The sequence below is a fragment of the Nannocystis punicea genome (assembly GCF_026965555.1).
Taxonomy (GTDB): domain Bacteria; phylum Myxococcota_A; class Polyangia; order Nannocystales; family Nannocystaceae; genus Nannocystis; species Nannocystis punicea.
The window spans coordinates 9014320-9028783 of the sequence record NZ_CP114040.1; the positions used below are offsets into that span (position 1 = coordinate 9014320).

Consider the following 14464-nt stretch of genomic DNA (forward strand, 5'->3'; position numbering starts at 1 on the left):
CTCGGCGCGTCGTGGGCCATCCTCGACGGCGAGGATGGCTCTGCTTCGCGCTCGCCTGTCGGTCGGGATGTTCATGGCGCTGGTCGGCTGCGCCGGCTCACGACCGCCCGATCGACAGCCACCTCGAATCGACCGACTCGCGTCGTTGGCCGCGGAGACGGACCGGCTCAGCCAGCAATGCGTGGTCGCCGACGAGGAGACCGTCGCAAGCGTGAAGCAGCGTTGCTCCCACGGAGAGTCGTCGGAGCAGGGGACCCCGACGCCCTCGCTCCGGGCGGAGCTCGTACCGGAGCGCGTGGTGGTCCCCTCGGGGGCCCTCGCGCGTTTCGCCGTGCGCCTCACCAATGCCGGCCAGCGACGGGTTCGGCTGATCTTGAACTGCTCGTTGCGACATCACGTGCGCGCCGCGGACGGGACCTCGACCCTCCCGCCCGAGGTCGAGGGCGAATCGGTCTGTCCGGCCGAAGGTCTCGCGGTCGACCTCGAACCCGGGGCGACGCTCCGGTTCGAGGAGGAGCTCGAGGCGCGGCGGTGGGTGCCGATGGATCCCGGGCCGGACGCGAACGGCTTCAGGTGGGTGACTCATACCCCGTGGGAGCCGGGCCCTGCCTTGCCGCCGGGCCCCTATGCTCTCGAGGTCGACCTGCCGGGGATCCCCACCGCCGACGGATCCTCGATGACGGTCCGCGGCGTGCTGCAGGTCGAGTAGCGCGGACCGCAGCGAATCGCGGTCGAGCTCGGTCGCAGAGCGACCTCCGACGCGCGGTGACGGACGCATGCGAACTCGGGGCGCCACTGCCAAGCCTGGGCGACGAGGGTCTTCCCCGCATCACCGCTCGCGGCGCATCATGTCCGCGAGCGGGACGACGCATGAAGGCCACGATCCACCGCACCTGGACCTCCCTCCTCCCGGAGGACGACGCCCACCCCTATCGCACCGGCGCCTGGCGACCGCAGTTGAACGAGTGGGACGCCGACGACCTCGACGTCGTAGAGGGCGCGATCCCGGACGACCTCGCCGGCCTCTACGTCCGCAACACCGAGAACCCGCTCGTCCCTGCCTTCGAGCGCTACCACCCGTTCGACGGCGACGGCATGCTCCACGCGATCCGCTTCGCCGGCGGCCGCGCCCGCTACCGTAACCGGATGGTCCCGACCCGCGCGCTCGCCCAGGAGCTCGCGGCCGGCGGCCCGCAGTACGCCGGCATCGCCGAGGACCCGCGCCTGTCCCGGCACCCCGGCTGGGGCGCGCGCGGCGGCATGAAGGACGCCTCGAGCACCGACGTGATCGTCCACCGCGGCCGCGTCCTCTCGACCCATTACCAGTGCGGTGACGCCTACGCCTTCGACGCCGAGACGATGGAGCACCTCGGCGCCGAGCCGTGGGTCCCGCAGGACACCGGCATCTCGGCGCACCCGAAGGTCTGCGCGCGGACCGGCGAGCTCCACTACTTCCGCTACGGCAAGGCCGCGCCCTACCTGCATTACGGCGTCGTCGACGCTCACGGCGAGCGCGTGCACGACGTCGCGGTCCCGCTGCCCGGCCCGCGCCTGCCGCACGACATGGCCCTGTCGGAGCGCTTCGTCGTCTTCGGCGACTTCCCGATCTTCTGGGACCCCGCGCTCCTGCCCCGCGGGATCCACCGCCCGCGCTGGGACCCCGCCATGCCCTCGCGCTTCGCAGTGCTGCCGCGGCGCGGCCGCACGGACGAGGTGCGATGGTTCGAGGCCGCCGCCACCTACGTCCTCCACTTCGTCAACGCCCACGAGGACGGCGACGAGCTCGTGCTCGACGGCTACGCCCAGCGCGACCCGATGCCGCGCCCGCAGCCCGAGCTGCACGGCGAGTACGCCTGGCTGATGCGCCAGGTCGACATCGCCAGCCTGCGGCCGTCGCTGCGGCGCTGGCGGATGAACCTCGTCACCGGCGCCTGCCGCGAGGAGGACCTCTCGCCGACCCTGACCGAGTTCCCGTCGATCGACCCGCGCGTCGCCGGCGTCCGTCACCGCCACGTCTGGTCGATGACCGGCCGGCCCGGGTGGTTCCTGTTCGACGGCATCCTCCACACCGACCTCGTCACCGGCCGCGAGCGCCGCTTCGGCTTCGAGGACGGCGTCTACGCCAGCGAGGTCGCAGTCGCCCCGCGCCCCGGCGCCGCCGGCGAGGACGACGCCTGGATCGTCACCTTCGTCAGCGACACGATCCGCGACGTCTCCGAGTGCCAGATCTTCGCCGCCCACGACGTCGCCGCCGGCCCGGTCGCCCGCGTGCGCCTGCCCGAACGGATCGCCAGCGGCACGCACGCGACCTGGAGCGCGGCCTGATCTTCCGCCGTGCGTCACCGGTCGAGCCGGCGACGGATCACGCAGGCGTCACTCCTGGTGCTGGCCGGGCAGGTCGCGCTCCACCTCGTCGAGGAAGCGGAGGATCTCCGCCCACGCGGCCTCGTCGAGGTGTTCCTCGTCGGGTGTCGGAAGCTCGAGCACACGCAGCGGGACCGCCGTGTCGTTCGCGATCACGTGTCGCCGCGGCGCTCCGGACCCCGTGAGGACGATCGCCGCCTGGACCCCGAACGGAGGACGTGCGCGCAGCACCGCGAGGGCTTCGGCGACGTCGCGATCGTCGAGCATGAACACGGTCATGACGGCCTGCCTCGCGGCGCCTTGCTCGATCCGCTGGCGATGACCCAGGCCCTTGTCGTTGGCGATCATCGCCGCCACGTCGACGCGGAGGGCGAGCGGCCGCGGCGAAGGCTCCACGAGGGCGTGGTTCAAACCTGCGTCGAGGAAGCGGTTGGCGACCTCGGCCAGCTCCGGGGGCATCGAGGAGCTCGCCGGGAACACGACGACCACGCCGCGGGGATCGACGCCCGAGCGCCACGACGCGACGAGCCTCACCTGTTCGGACGCGTGGGAGACGCCGCGATCGGCGACGATGAGCGATCGGGCTCGGTCCACCGCGCTCGACTCCGTGTCTGGCGGCTCTGCGCCGATCTGCTGCCCGGGAGCGTCCGTTTCGGCAGGAGCGGCGCGGCACGCCACGAGCACGGCGACCGCCACGAGCGACCGAATCGGGCCGGTCCATGCGTCTCGTGCTGCTCTGGCCACGAACGAGTCATAGCACCGACGGATCGACTTCTCATCCTGGTTCAACGCCCCGACCGCGCAGCGCAGTCGAGGGAGCCTGTCGCACCGCGCACGACCGCTCAACCTTCGCGAGGTACAGGGCGCGAGCTCTCGCACCGCGACCTCGAACGAGTCGACCATCCAATATTTTAGGACATGTTCGAACAAACATGTCCAAAAGGACAACCCTCACCGCCCCGACGCGGCCGGCGGGTGCGCGGCGAGCCAGCTCAGCGAGCGCTGGACGTCCTCGGTCCGCGACTTGGCGCGCCAGATCGCCAGCGCCGCCTCCGCCTCCGCCCGCGCCTCTGCCGGGGCCGCGGTCGCCTCCCCGGTCAGCGCCTGCGCGCGGGCGAAGCGGGCCCGGGCCACCGGCAGGTGATCGGGCTCGGCGACTGCGGCGTACATCGCCAGCGCCTGGGCGGCGAGGTCGGTCGCGTCCTCGAAGCGGCGGCGGGTCAGCGACAGCTCGGCGAGCGCGAGCAGGTTGCGGGCGATCTTCAGGTTGCCCGGCGGGACGACGCGCTCGTAACTCGTGAGCGCCCGCCGGAGGTCGGCCTCGGCCTCGTCGAGCAGGCCGAGCTTGTGCCGCAGCTCGCCGAGCAGCAGCGACACGTCCGCGATGTCGATCGTCCGCTCGGTCGGGGTCAGCGCCGCGAGCCGCTCCTCCAGCGGCGCCAGCGCCTCGGCCGTGCGCCCGAGCGCGTCGAGGGCCCGCGCGCGGTTGTACAGCAAGCAGGGGTACTGGCGGCCGAGCGGGTCGGGCGGCGCGGGCAGCCGCGCCAGCGCGCGGTCGTACTCGAGCTGCATCCCGGCCGCATCGCCCTCGACCCCGAGCAGGTGCACGCGCTCGCACAGCACCTCGTCGAACACCCACGACGTCTCGGGCACTTCCTTGTACGCACGGTCGAGGTGCTCGCGCGCGGCCGCCAGCTGGCCCTCGTCGATCTCGAGCATCGCCAGCTTGTGCAGGAACATCCCGTGCACGTAGTCGTTGCCGACCGGGCTGAAGCGCCGCTCGAGCTCGATCAAGCGCCGGATCGCCTCGCGCGGCCGCCCGAGCTTCCCGAGGCCGCCCGCGAGGTAGAACGCGCGGCGCATGTGCACCGCGTGGTGCGGCCCGAGGAGCCGCTCGGACAGCGCCGCGGTGCGCGTGTAAATCGCGATCATGTCCTCGTCGCGGCGCTCGGCATCGGCCAGCCAGCCGAGGTTGGCCTGGGTGTTGAGGCTCTGGATCGTCTCGCCGCGGCCGTGGCTCTCGAGCAGCGCCACGGCCTCCTCCCAGTGCTGGCGGGCCGCGGCCAGCTCGTGGCCGGTGGCCTCGACCGCGCCGAGGTTGGTGAGGAACTCGGCGTACAGGTCGACCTCGCGGCGCACGCGGAGGTTGAGCGCGGTCGCCAGCGGGAGCTCGGCCCGCGCCTGGGCGAGCTGGTTCAGCGGCACCGCGCGCAGGAAGGCGTGCTTCGAGCTGGCGACCGCGGCGACCGCGTCGTGATCGGAGCCGAGGGCCGCCAGCATCGCGCTGGAGAACGCCTGCTCGGCCGCCGCGTGATCGCCCGCCTCCATCGCCAGGCTGCCCGCGCGCAGCAGCGCCTCGGCGCGCAGCGGCTCGTAGACCAGCGTAGAGCTGTCCGCGAGGACATCTTCGACCAGGGTCCGGCCGAGCGCGTACTGCCCGGCGTCCTCGCGGACCTGCGCGCGCGCGAGGGTCTCGCGGTGGGCCTGGACGCGCAGGCTCAGCCGCGGATCGTCGGGCGGCGGGATGTCGGCGGTCAGCGCCTCCACGTCGGCGCAGCGGTCGAGCACGGGTAGCTCGGCGCTCGCCTGCACGACGCTGTCGAGACCGGCGGCGTCGACCTGCGTGAGCGCGGCGGCCAGCGCGTCGAGGCCGGCGCGGCGCTGGTCGAGGCAGGCGGTGCGGAGGTCGAACATCGGCGCCGACTGCCGCGCCTCGGCGTGGGTGAGGCAGGCCTCGTTGCGCATCGCTACCCACGCCGCCGCGTAGGCGTCCATCCGCGGCAGCACGGTCGCCAGCGCGTCCGCGGCCGCCGGGGTGTCGATGGCCGAGAGCGCCGCGCGGACGGCCGTCGCGCGGGCGTCGTCCCACACGCCCGCGAGCTCGGCCGACGCGTCGGGGCAGCGCTGCGTCTCGACGCCGCCGCGGTCCGCGGCGAAGAAGCCGGCGACCGCGGTGACCGCCGCAGTGACCGCCAGCGCGATCCATCGGCGGTAGGCCGCGCCCGGGTCGCGCTCGAGCGCGGCGAGCAGCGCGGTCATCGACGGGAAGCGGTCCTCCGGCGCGAGCGACAGGCCGCGGCGGATCGCTCGATGGACCCACGCCGGCACCGGCGTGCCCGCGGGCGGCGGCGCCACCCGGCCGCGGCGCAGGTCGGCGAGCAGCGTCGCCAGCGACGTCGTGTCGAACGGCGGCGCGCCGTAGAGGCACTGGTACAGCGACACGCAGAAGCTGAACTGGTCGCTCGCCGCGGTCGACGACTCGCCGCGATGCGCCTCCGGGGACATATACGCCGGCGTGCCGAGGACCGTCCCCGTGCGCGTGAGCGGGGCCAGGTGCGAGTCGCTCTGCGCGATGTGCCGCGGCAGGTCGGACGGCGCCTGCGCGACGTCGTCGGCCGCGCGCGCCAGGCCGAAGTCCAGCACCTTGACCGCGCCGTCGTCGCCGACCATCACGTTGGCGGGCTTGAAGTCGCGGTGGATGAGGCCCGCCCGGTGGGCGGCCTCGAGGCCGCGGCCGGCGCGGACGAAGGTGGCCAGGACCTCGCGCCAGGGGCGGTCCTGCTGCGCCCACGCCTCGAGCGTGGTCCCGCGGACGAACTCCATGGCCACGAACACCTGGCCGTTGTCCTGCCCGACCTCGTGGACAGTGACGATGCTGGCGTGGGACAGCCGCGCCATCGCCTGCGCCTCGCGCATCAGTCGATTGCGGGCCAGCACCGGATCGCGGGCCGAGTCCGCGAGCAGCACCTTGACCGCGACCTTTCGGTCGAGCTGGTCGTCATAGGCCGCGTAGACGACGCCCATGCCGCCGCGGCCGACGAGGCTCAGGATCTGGAAGCGACCGATCTGGACCGGCGTGGTCCGGCGCGGGAACAGGGCCCGCTTGACCAGCTTCTTGTCGAGCGGGTCTTCGTCCTGCTTCAGCGACGCCATCGCGCGCGGCAGCGTGTCGCTGTCGCCGCGGACCGCGGGCGTACGCTCGCTGGATCCCTCGACCTCGTCGCGGGTACCTTCGTCGCTGGCCAAGGAAGGTCGACTCCGCCGGTTAGTGTGGCCGAATCACGGTGGGTCCGCCGGATCGAGGGCACCCGGCGCTCGCTCGCGCCTCGTGCGTCAGCGCGCGTGAGGCATCGATCGAAGCCGTGACGGAAACCCGGGCGCGCGGTGCCTCACCACCCATCACGATCACCCGCCCGCGCCGGGATTCGACCGGCGAGCCCGCGTGGCCGCCCGCGGTTCGTGGCGGCCACGCTCACGCCTCGAGCGCCCGCCCGACCGCCATCACTCCTGCATTGGATCCGAGCGCCGGACCGGCGCGCGCCTGCGAGGTTCGTCGGCGATCGCGGGTGATTCGCCGCCCGTGCCCCGTCGGTTTCGGTTCGAGGGGGTTCGGCGAAAAAACTCGAGCCGGCGAAATTGATCCGCGGCCCGCGATCACCTCCCCGATGTAGTTCGGGCACTACCATGAGCACCACGACACACAGACTCTCTCTCCTCCTCGCTTCCACGTTCACCCTCGGCGTCGCCTGCGATGACGCTCTCGGGCCGGAGTTCGCCGCCGACGGCGACGGCGCCGTCGCCTTCCGGGACTGCGACCCGTCCTGCCCTCCGCCCATCGAAAACACCTCGAAGATCGGCGACCACTACGTCAGCAACCTGGCGATGACCCGCAACCTGGCGGCCGACAACGCGACCTCCGACGTGCGGATCGAGGGCATCGTCGCCGACTTCGGCGGGACGCTCGAGTCGGTCGATCAGTACGTGGTCGGCGACAACGGCGAGCTCCGGCTGCAGGGGTCGGTGTCCAACACGGTGATCTCCGGCGAGGCGGTCGAGGGCGCGACCTTCTTCATCTACGTCCGCCCTCACGACTCCGAGCGGCCGCAGATCGCCGCCGAGCTGAAGATCGCCGACGTCGAGTGCGAGCCCGGCCTCTACGAGTCCTCGCTCTCGATCTGCCGCTACGTGTTCCTCACCAACATCGTGCCGCCGGACACCGACACCTATCCGGAGAGCGAGGCGCTCGACGACTGGTACCACACCTGCCCGAACGAGAACGAAGGCGGCGAGCTCGGCGTCGATTACAAGTTCAGCTCCGTGCTGAGCCCCAACGTCGTGCTCGACCTCAGCGGCGGCACGCCGAGCATCGAGCTCGCCGCGGGCAAGTTCATCAACGGCTGCCTCAACGGCGCCGTGTCGAAGGGCCAGTACCGCCTCAACGCGTTCTACGACGCGACCGTCACCCGCGGCCTCGACCCGAGCCAGCGCACGCCGATGCTGCTCATGTGGATGGCCTGGTACGACGGCGCCTCGCGCACGGTCCCCGGCCAGCAGATCTCGCCCCACGACCCGATCGGCGGCCTCTTCACCTGGACCTCCGACAGTCACTGGGACATCGAGGCCGGCTACGGCGAGGAGGGCGCGGCCTGCCGCGGCGGCCCGCTGACGACCGGCCTCCACCGCTACGTGGTCGACCCGGTGCTCACCCTGCTCGGCTGGGACGATCTGCCGCACTGCGACGAGACGGACCTCGACGACTACGCCGTGCTCGGCGTCAAGGTCCAGAACTGACGCGTCGCGCCCGGCGAGGGTGACGACCTCTTCGTGCGCGGCGAAGTTCCGCGCGGACGAGGTCGTTCACCCGCGCGATCGCAGCGGCCTCTTCAACCTGCACCCGCACCCGCGCGCGTGACCGCGGAGCATCCTCGTGCGCCCGCGGCCGCGCGCGTGACACTCCGCGGCGGAGCCGGTAGAGTCGGGCGTCATGCAGCATCCTGGCCGCATCGCCCTCCTCGTCCTCACCCTCGCGGCCTGCGGGGGCGACCCGGCGGCGTCGGCGAGCGACGGCGGAGCGGGCACGACGAAGGCGGCCACGAACGACGCCACGAGCACGAGCCCGACGAGCGGCGACGACACGGGCCCGGTCCCCACGGGTACGACCGCGACGGGCGGCGACGTCACGAGCACCGCCGCCACGGACGCGACCACCGACGAGCCCACTGGCGAGTGGCAGTTCGTCACGCTCGCGGAGCAGGCCTTCCCCCTCAACAACACCGAGGTCACGGTCGAGTTCATCCGCGCCGAGCGTCCGGACGGCGGCCGCTCGTACCTGCTCTACCAGCACGGGCCGGCCGCCAGGGCGCCGCTCGTCATCCAGACCCAGCCGTACGCCGGGATCGACTGGACCGGCGAGGAGGTCGACGAGCGCTGGGCTGCCATGGGCGACGGCGCCCACCCGGACGTCGACGCCCCCAATTACAACGACCAGGACAGCGTCGCCTACCAGTTGCAAGATCCAGCGGAGGCGGTCGGCTCCAACAACGTGTGGGCGTTCAACGGCTTCGCGGCCATTCACGCGTATGGCCGCTTCTACGCCGGCGGCACCCTCGCGGACGACGTCCTCGACGCGGTCGCGCCCTACGCGTTCGCCCGCACGCGGCCCGACGAGATCGACCTCGAGCGGATCGGCGCGTTCGGCTCGAGCTGGGGCGGGATGATGGCGCTGTTCGGCGCGAGCCAGGCCCCGCCGGACGCCGCCCCGCGGACGGTCGTGCCGATCTCCGCGCCCTCGGACTTCGTCGACCTCTGGACCTGGTCGACCGACACCTTTCTGATGGCCTCGGCGAACCCCGGCATGGTGACGGGCTTCTATTCGCCGTACTGGCGGCGCGCGACCCCGATTCTCGGTACCCCGCCCGACGGCGCGCCCGCCGGGCCGTACACCCACGCCGGCCTGTGTCCGGGCCTGCCGGGTACGATCATTGTCCCGCACGACACCTGGGACGCGATCATCCCGGTCACGCAGACGCAGGGCCTCGCGGCCGCGTGCGCGAACGTCGAGCCGATCTACTGGCCGCGCGCCACGCCGCTCGACCTCGGGAAGGCGACGATGACCCACGGCCCCTTCGCCGGCGAGGGCCTGGTCCCGAGCGTCCTCATCTACACCTACGCCGCCCTGGCCCTCTCGCTCGCGCCGCCCGAGGCCACGAACGTCTATTCGCTGACGAGCGGGCCCTCGCTGGTCCTCCACCTCCAGCTCGTCCTCGCCGAGCAGAAGGCGGGCAAGGACGTCGCGTGGATCGTCCCGCGCCTGCGCGAGCTCGCCGACCCGCGCCTCCAGACGCTGGTCGCCGAGACCAACCAGCTCCAGCCGAGCGCCGACGTCCTGGCGACCGCCGTCAACGAGGTCTGGAGCACCGCCTTCGACGCGAACAGCCTGCGCACGCAGCTCGAGACCGGCCTCCCCGACCCGCCGTGAGATCGCGGCCCGTCGCAGAGCCCCAGGCTCGACCCGTCACCGCCGACGAGCGCGGCGGCGACGGGGGTGACCGAGCGACGACCGTCAGATCGTGAACATGCGGATGAGCATGATGAACCCGTCGCCGACGCCGCTGAAGCTCGAGTCGTGCGCACCGGCGGTCGCCAGGCCGTCGCCGCCCACGCCGGCGACCGCCGCGTGCGCGAACGTGCCGGCGACGCCCCCTGCGCGGTCGAAGGACGTCTCGTCATCGCTGGCGATGTACGTGGCGAAGAACGCGTCGCCGTCGCTCGCGTCGAGGGCGACGAACATGGCGTCGTTGGTCCCGCCGAAGTCGGTCCAGAACGCGTCGGGCGTCGAGATCAGGTCCTCCGAGGTCGTGTCACCGCTGAGCAGCACCGCGCCCCCCTCGACCTCGAGGTCCCAGAACATGTCGATGTTGGAGCCGATCGAGGACGAACCGCCGTAATAGCGGCCCCACACCCGGTCGAGGTTGGTGTCGAACTTGGCCACGAACCCGTCCCGTTCGTCCTGGAGCGACGTCCCGATCGTGTCGATCAGGTCGAGGTTGGTGTCGGGCGACTCTGTATAACCGGCGATGTACACATTGCCGCTGGCGTCGAGGTCGATCGCGTGGCCGGCGTCCTCCTCGGTGCCGCCGTAATAGGTCGCCTCCAGGAGGAACCCGTTGGTGGTGAACTTGGCGAGGAACGCGTCGCCGCCGCCCGAGTTGGTGTTGTCCCAGCCGCTCTTGGCGATCCCCATGGTCGCGGAGGTATCGCCGACGACGTAGATGTTGTGCGAAGAATCGACGACACAGCCGTGCGCGACGGTGCTGCCGCCGGTGCCGCCGTAATAGGTGAACCACAGCGGAGTGCCGCTGCTCGAGATCTTGGCGATGAAGGCGTCCGTGCTGCCGACCAGGTCCTCCTGATGCGACGAGGTCGCCGTCGGCAGATCGGTGGAGGTCGTCGAGCCGACGACGTAGATCGTGCCCGTCGATCCGACGCACACCCCGTTCCCGTGGTCGACGCCGTTGCCGCCGACGTAGGAGCCCCACGCGCGCGAGCCGTTCGCGTTGAACTTCACGAGCATCCCGTCGATGAAGCCGCCGAAGGTCGTATCGTTGACGGTCGCGATCACGTTGTTGGTGTTGCTCGACGTGGTGTCGCCGAACGCGATGACGTTGTTGCTGCCGTCGACCGCGACCCTGTTGAAGAAGTCCAGCCCGGCGCCGCCGTAGTAGGTGCCCCACTGCCGCGCCCCGGAGAAGTCCAACTTGGTGACGAACCCGTCCTGTAGGGTCCCGCCGCCGAACGTCGAGTCATGAATGACGTTGCCGGGCGAATTTCCGGCGATCCCGCCAGTCGCCCAGGTGGCGCCGACGTTGACGAGCGCGCTGTTGCTGTCGAACGCGACGTCGGAGGCCCCGGTGGCATCGGGGCCATCGCCGTAATAGGTGCTCCAGAGCAGCGTCGGATCGGCCCGGGCCTCCGTCGCGGCCGCGGCCGCGACCGCGACGCCGAGCCCGAGCGCGAGGCGGAGAGACAGGCCTTTGTGCACGAGAATAAGCTTCATGTTCGTCTTCATGGTGTGTCCTTGGGGCGAAATGCATCGACGAACCCGCAGGCGCGTGACTCGGCGATGGTTCGTCGCCGGGCGCATCAGCAACCGATGTGCCGCGAGTTTCTCGTGCAGTTCCGGCGTGCCGGCGGCGATGTGGCGGCGCCTGACCGCAGGTCGGCCCCGGGGCGCCCCATGGGGCCGCGAAGGGCGAGCGAAGCCGCTTCCGCGGCCCCATGGACCGGCCCTGAAACCTGGCGCAGTGGGCGTGGAGTCCAACCCACTGCCTCGCCGGCGCGCCGCCCCGACGCGGTCCCCAATCGATGTCCTCCCGCACGCATCTCCTGCTCACCTCGCTCGCTCTGACCGCCCTCGCCTGCGCCCCGCGTCCCGGCCCCGTCGCGAGCGAACCCGAGGAGTCGCCGGCCGAGCCCACGGCCGCGGCCCCGACCGCGAGGCCCGACGCCACCCTCGTCCCGCGCGCCGTGCTGTTCGGCAACCCCGACCGCGAGGCCCCGGAGCTCAGCCCCGACGGCCAGCGGCTGCTGTACCTCGCGCCGGTCGACGGCGTGCTCAACGTCTGGGTCGGCCCCGCCGGGCAACCCGACGCCGCCAGGCCGATCACCCAGGACCGCCTCCGCGGCATCTACGAGGCCACGTGGAGCGCCGACGGCGAGCGCGTGCTCTACCTGCAGGACCGGGCCGGCGACGAGAACTGGCACGTCCACGCCGTCGACCCGGCGAGCGGCGAGTCGAAGGACCTCAGCCCCTACCCCGGCGTCCGCGCCCAGATCGTCGGCATCAGCCCCCGCCGGCCCAGAGAGCTCCTCGTCGGCATGAACGACCGCGATCCGGCCTGGTACGACCTCTACCGCGTCGACCTGCGGACCGGCGCGCGCACCCTGGTCCACCGCAACGAACAACGGCTCGGCCGCTACATCGCCGACGACGGGTACAGGCTCCGCTTCGCCACCCGCGCGCTCGCCGACGGCAGCAGCGAGCTGCTCGCCCCCAGGGGCAAGGACTGGCAGCGAGTGTTCGTAATCGGCCTCGCCGACGCGATGACGACCAAGCCGATCGGCGTCGACGCGGCCGGCGAGACGCTGTACCTGCTCGACAGTCGCGACCGCGAGACCGAGGCGCTGGTCGCCCGCGACGTCCGCACCGGCAAGCAGCAGGTGCTCGCCGAGAACGCCAAGGCCGGCGTCGGCACCGTCCTCACCGAGCCCCGCACCCACCGCCCGCTCGCAGTCACCTTCACGCACACGCGCCAGCAGTGGCAGGCGCTCGACCCCGCGGTCGAGGCCGACCTCGCCGCGCTGCGCCAGGTCCGCGACGGCGACTTCACGATCACCAGCCAGACCCTCGACGGCAAGCAGTGGATCGTCGCCTACAGCGTCGACACCGGCCCGAACCGCTACTACCGCTACGACCGCGCGACCCGCCGGGCCGACCTGCTGTTCGTCGCCGACGCCGAGCTCGCCGCCCTCACGCTCAGCAAGATGCACCCGGTCGTCATCCCCGCGCGCGACGGCCTCGAGCTGGTCAGCTACTACACCCTCCCCCTGGCCGCCGACCCCGACGGCGACGGCGTCCCGAGCGCCCCCGTCCCGCTGGTCCTGCGGGTCCACGGCGGCCCGTGGTTCCGCGACCATTGGGGCTTCGACCCCGTGCATCAGTGGCTCGCCAATCGCGGCTACGCGGTGATGAGCGTCAACTTCCGCGGCTCGACCGGCTTCACCAAGCGCCACCTCAACGCCGGCGACCACGAGTGGGCCGGCAAGATGCACGACGACCTGCTCGACGCCGTCGCCTGGGCCAACGCCAACAAGATCAGCGACCCCGCCCGCGTCGCAATCATGGGCGGCAGCTACGGCGGCTACGCCACGCTGGTCGGCATGACCTTCACGCCGGACGCGTTCGCCTGCGGCGTCGACGTCGTCGGCCCGTCGAACCTCGAGACGCTGCTGCGCAGCTTCCCGCCGTACTGGGCCGCCAACGCGGCGCGGTGGGCCGCGCGCGTCGGCGACGTCGCCACCGAGGAGGGCCGCGCGCTGCTGCGCGACCGCTCGCCGCTCCATCGCGTCGACAAGATCCAGCGCCCGCTGCTGATCGGCCAGGGCGCGAACGACCCGCGGGTCAAGCAGGCCGAGTCCGACCAGATCGTCGCGGCAATGCAGGCGAAGGGCCTGCCGGTGACCTACGTGCTCTACCCGGACGAGGGCCACGGCTTCCAGCGGCCGGCCAACGAGATCTCGTTCAATGCCATCACCGAGGCGTTCCTCGCCCGCTGCCTCGGCGGCACCTACCAGCCGATCGGCGACGATTTTAATAATAATAATGGCGCGAGCCTGGAGGTCCGGGCCGGCGCGGAGCACGTGCCCGGGCTCGCGGAGGCGCTGCAGGCGCGCGGTCGCTGACGCGAGAACGAGCCCGCGATCGAAGCCTGTCCGAATGGACAGCTTTTAAATTGTCCGGGATGCGCCGACGGCAGCCGGGTGTGTAGAATGGAATCGCGCCGCGCGGGAGCGTGAATCTCGGGGACAGGGGCACGGCCCAGCTCGTCGACGCGCGGGAGGCCGCCGGCGGCCGCCCGGCGGGCACAGATCGCCGGGTCCGCCAGCGTCTCTCGCTCTTCACGAAACCGCCGTGTGTCGGACGCGCCGGCCCGGAGCCGCTCCAGGGCGCACGGATGCGTGGAATGTGACGTCGATCGCTGCCGGCGAGAACCGCGAGCCTCAGAAGAAGCGCGCAGGAAGCCATGCGAGTCGAACACTTCGTCACTGTCATTGCCGCCGTCTTCGTGCTCGAGGATGCGAGGGCGGCTCCCATCGACGCAGGAGAACAAACGCAGCGCGCGAGCGACGTGCAGGCGGCCGGAGTCGAGGAGCCGGCCGAGCTCTCGGTCGACGCCGACCAACCCGCTACCGACGAAGCCCCCGCAGAGGACCCTCGGTTCTGCGCGCTGGACGGCTGCGAGGTCGAACATCAGGGCTGCGTCTGCAGCAACACGGGCTGGAACGGCTATTGCGGCTGGGGCCCGCACCATCCCGGCTGCCTCTACTGCCGCTGCGATTGAGCGCCCGGCAGCCGGGCAAACAGACCGGATGTCGAGCCTGCGTATCTAGCAAGACGGGCCGGCATTGCGGCTGGGCCCGCACCATCCCGGCTGCCTCGACTGTCGCGGCACTCGAGCGACCGGCAGCCGGACAGGCCCCTCTGCATGGATTGGAACGCGCACGACCGCCTGAACCTCGCGCGTGCGCCACCGAAACGAGC

The 14464-nt window shown here is 71.9% G+C and carries 9 protein-coding genes; 6 read left to right on the forward strand and 3 right to left on the reverse strand.

What is annotated here, in order from left to right:
• The first annotated feature begins 145 nt into the window (after positions 1-145).
• A complete protein-coding gene (locus O0S08_RS34480; protein ID WP_269033687.1) occupies positions 146-709 on the forward strand; it encodes a hypothetical protein in 564 nt (187 codons plus the stop codon).
• Between the two features lie 161 nt (positions 710-870).
• On the forward strand, positions 871-2325 hold the full coding sequence (locus O0S08_RS34485; protein WP_269033688.1) for a carotenoid oxygenase family protein: 1455 nt from the start codon (positions 871-873) through the stop codon (positions 2323-2325).
• A gap of 48 nt (positions 2326-2373) precedes the next feature.
• Here the strand turns inward: O0S08_RS34485 and O0S08_RS34490 are convergent, their stop codons facing one another.
• Both O0S08_RS34490 and O0S08_RS34495 read right to left on the reverse strand, forming a co-directional pair.
• On the reverse strand, positions 2374-2958 hold the full coding sequence (locus O0S08_RS34490; protein WP_269033689.1) for a hypothetical protein: 585 nt from the start codon (positions 2956-2958) through the stop codon (positions 2374-2376).
• Between the two features lie 357 nt (positions 2959-3315).
• Positions 3316-6390: a serine/threonine-protein kinase gene (locus tag O0S08_RS34495; RefSeq protein ID WP_269033690.1), complete on the reverse strand. Its 3075-nt coding sequence runs from the start codon at positions 6388-6390 to the stop codon at positions 3316-3318.
• A gap of 438 nt (positions 6391-6828) precedes the next feature.
• On the opposite strand from O0S08_RS34495, the gene O0S08_RS34500 reads away from it, so the two are divergent.
• Both O0S08_RS34500 and O0S08_RS34505 read left to right on the forward strand, forming a co-directional pair.
• Positions 6829-7935 (forward strand): hypothetical protein, encoded by a 1107-nt coding sequence (locus tag O0S08_RS34500; protein ID WP_269033691.1) that lies wholly within the window; start codon positions 6829-6831, stop codon positions 7933-7935.
• Between the two features lie 193 nt (positions 7936-8128).
• Positions 8129-9622: an alpha/beta hydrolase family protein gene (locus tag O0S08_RS34505; protein ID WP_269033692.1), complete on the forward strand. Its 1494-nt coding sequence runs from the start codon at positions 8129-8131 to the stop codon at positions 9620-9622.
• An 84-nt stretch (positions 9623-9706) separates the two neighbouring features.
• On the opposite strand, the gene O0S08_RS34510 is transcribed toward O0S08_RS34505, so the two are convergent.
• Positions 9707-11200: an SBBP repeat-containing protein gene (locus O0S08_RS34510; RefSeq protein ID WP_269033693.1), complete on the reverse strand. Its 1494-nt coding sequence runs from the start codon at positions 11198-11200 to the stop codon at positions 9707-9709.
• 308 nt (positions 11201-11508) lie between these two features.
• Here O0S08_RS34510 and O0S08_RS34515 point away from each other — a divergent pair, with 308 nt between their 5' ends.
• A complete protein-coding gene (locus tag O0S08_RS34515) occupies positions 11509-13605 on the forward strand; it encodes a S9 family peptidase (RefSeq protein WP_269033694.1) in 2097 nt (698 codons plus the stop codon).
• A gap of 341 nt (positions 13606-13946) precedes the next feature.
• Positions 13947-14264: a hypothetical protein gene (locus O0S08_RS34520; protein ID WP_269033695.1), complete on the forward strand. Its 318-nt coding sequence runs from the start codon at positions 13947-13949 to the stop codon at positions 14262-14264.
• Positions 14265-14464 lie beyond the last annotated feature (200 nt).

Bases quoted from the DNA above. Each gene is read 5' to 3' on its own strand.
- O0S08_RS34485 (WP_269033688.1), top strand. From the start codon at position 871: ATGAAGGCCACGATCCACCGCACCTGGACCTCCCTCCTCCCGGAGGAC.
- O0S08_RS34500 (WP_269033691.1), top strand. From the start codon at position 6,829: ATGAGCACCACGACACACAGACTCTCTCTCCTCCTCGCTTCCACGTTC.
- O0S08_RS34505 (WP_269033692.1), top strand. From the start codon at position 8,129: ATGCAGCATCCTGGCCGCATCGCCCTCCTCGTCCTCACCCTCGCGGCC.
- O0S08_RS34510 (WP_269033693.1), bottom strand. From the start codon at position 11,200: ATGAAGCTTATTCTCGTGCACAAAGGCCTGTCTCTCCGCCTCGCGCTC.
- O0S08_RS34515 (WP_269033694.1), top strand. From the start codon at position 11,509: ATGTCCTCCCGCACGCATCTCCTGCTCACCTCGCTCGCTCTGACCGCC.
- O0S08_RS34520 (WP_269033695.1), top strand. From the start codon at position 13,947: ATGCGAGTCGAACACTTCGTCACTGTCATTGCCGCCGTCTTCGTGCTC.